This window comes from Lichenifustis flavocetrariae, assembly GCF_026130545.1.
Classification (GTDB): Bacteria; Pseudomonadota; Alphaproteobacteria; order Rhizobiales; family Beijerinckiaceae; genus Lichenihabitans; species Lichenihabitans flavocetrariae.
On sequence record NZ_JAMOIM010000135.1, the window covers coordinates 1 to 1,680 of the forward strand.

The window sequence follows — 1,680 nt, forward strand, 5'->3', positions numbered from 1 at the left end:
CTTACAACTGGCGTCTATTCGACTCATGCTGCGAAAGCTCTGCCAGAAAAAGATATGACTTCGGACAGACTCTGAGGGCAGCGCGACGATTGTTCGCTGAACAACGTTAAGGGCGAACGGATCGAGAACTCATCCAGTTCAGGCTGCTCGGCGCGCGGCTCTGCCAACATTGAGCTCCCTTCGTCCGGGCGGGATGGCGGAGGCGCGGTCCCACAGGAAGTCGCCCGAGAAGGCGATGTGCTCCCAACCAACGGGTGACGTGTGGGCGAGGAGATCGTCACGGACGTTCTCGCCGGTGGCGCGCAGGTGGGCCACGCCATCGGCCATGTAGGTCGAGTTCCACCATACGATGGCGGCGATCACCAGGTTCAACCCTGAGGCTCGATACTGCTGAGCCTCATGGGTCCGGTCCGCGATGCGGCCCTGACGGAACGTGCAGATGGCGCCTGTCAAAGCGTGACGCTGCCCGCCCTTGTTCAGACCCGCTTGGCAGCGCCGGCGAAGGTCTGGGCTTTCCAGCCAGTCCAGCATGAATAACGTGCGCTCCACCTTGCCCACCTCCTGCAGAGCGAGATGAAGCTGGTTCTGCCTCTCATAGGCGGCGAGCTTCTTCAGGACGGTCGAGGGCGCCACATGGCCGGAATGCACGGACGCCACCAAGCGGAGAATATCGCTCCAGTGTTCCCGAATGACGTCGGCCCTGACCCGCTTGCCAAGGAGTGGCATCAGGGCCGGGTAGGTGGACACCACAGCGAGCGACACGAGACGTCGGTCAGGGAAGTCGCGCAGTCGCGGACAGAACCGGAAACCCAGCATGGAGCAGAGGGCGAACACGTGGTCGGTCGCGCCACCCGTATCGGTGTAGTGCTCCGCGATCGGCAACGCCGAACCGTGATGGAGCAGGCCGTCCAGAACGTAGGGCGCCTCGTGCATCGCCGGAGAGATCACGCGCACATGGTAAGGTCCGTGCTGATCGGAGACGTGAGTGTAAAAGCAGAAGCCCGGGTCGACACCGTATCGGGCATTGATCTCGCCCGATACTTCGCCTCGTTTGCCCGAGCGGAAGAACTGTCCGTCGGAACTGGACGTGGTGCCATCACCCCACACGGCGGCGATCGGCAGGCCGTGGTGAGCGTCGATGATCCGGGCGAGGGCGGCCTTGTATGTTTCGTCGCGGAGGTAGGCATCAGCCGTCCAGACCAGTTGATCGCGGGTGACGCCCTGGCTGGCCTCGGCCATGCGAGCGAGGCCCAGATTGGTGGCATCGGCGAGGATTGCGGCGAGCAACGCACTCTCGTTCGGGCAGGGTTCGCCCGTGCGCAGATTGGTGAAGGCGGACAGGAAACCGGTACCGCGCGCCGCCTCGTGCAGGAGTTCGGTCACCCGGACGCGCGGCATCATGGCGTCGAGCCGGTCTGCGAGCACATCCGCCTCGGGCGGGGTTGCCGTCCGGGCCGGACTGATGTGCAGCCGGCCATCACGCAGTTCCACTCCCTCCAGACGACCGCGCTGGAGTCGGTTCGAGAAGCGCCGAAGTCGCCAATCCAGCTCACGCTCGCGCGCATCGAGCCACGCGTCGGCCGTGGCCGGCAGGTTCAGGCCGCAGCCTCCTCCATGCTGTTCACCAGCCACTGCGAGAGCGGGCCAGCCTCAATGCCGATCCGGCCATAGTCCACATCG

General features: G+C 64.6%; 1 pseudogene. It reads right to left on the minus strand.

What is annotated here, in order from left to right:
- Positions 1–138 precede the first annotated feature (138 nt).
- Positions 139–1,599: pseudogene (locus tag M8523_RS36245) on the minus strand (Tn3 family transposase); the annotation flags it as partial.
- Positions 1,600–1,680: the final 81 nt, after the last annotated feature.